We start from the raw sequence: 545 nt of genomic DNA on the forward strand, positions 1-545 counted from the left end.
TAGGGGTGGCACTAGCGACTGCGCCAGAAGGGGTATGATTCAAAGTGACGTTGGCCATAATTGATACTAAGATAGCCGTACCCATGGAGGCAAACACCTGACGAGCAGTGTTATTAACGACGGTTCCATCTCCAATCAGGTTTAGGGGCAAGGCGTTCGTTCCTGTAGTGGTAACCGGCATCATAACCATTGAAATACCAAACATTCGGACTGTATATAAACTGACCAGGTACAGAACTGGTGTTGCATTAGTAATCGGAATAAATGATGCGGTGGTCATTGTCAAAATAGCCATGCCGGCAATAGCCAGGCTACTTGAATCGCCATGGACCCAACGCCACCAGCACCCGCTTGAATTAAGACCTTGTCATTTGGTTTGACTGCCAAAATATCATGTAATGCCTGGTAACTTGTTAACCCAACTAGTGGAATTGCAGCGGCTTCCTCCAGCGATAAGTTGCTCGGTTTCAACGCAATATCGTCCTGATTACTGGCGATATACTCTGCAAATGTGCCAATTCGATTCTTAGCCGCGCGACCAAATA

The 545-nt window shown here is 46.8% G+C and carries 2 pseudogenes; both read right to left on the reverse strand.

What is annotated here, in order from left to right:
• Positions 1–310, reverse strand: a pseudogene (locus WDC_RS09315) (MFS transporter); the annotation flags it as partial.
• Positions 289–545, reverse strand: a pseudogene (locus WDC_RS09765) (NADP-dependent oxidoreductase); the annotation flags it as partial. The pseudogenes WDC_RS09315 and WDC_RS09765, both read right to left, overlap by 22 nt.

It is taken from the genome of Paucilactobacillus wasatchensis, from assembly GCF_000876205.1.
Classification (GTDB): domain Bacteria; phylum Bacillota; class Bacilli; order Lactobacillales; family Lactobacillaceae; genus Paucilactobacillus; species Paucilactobacillus wasatchensis.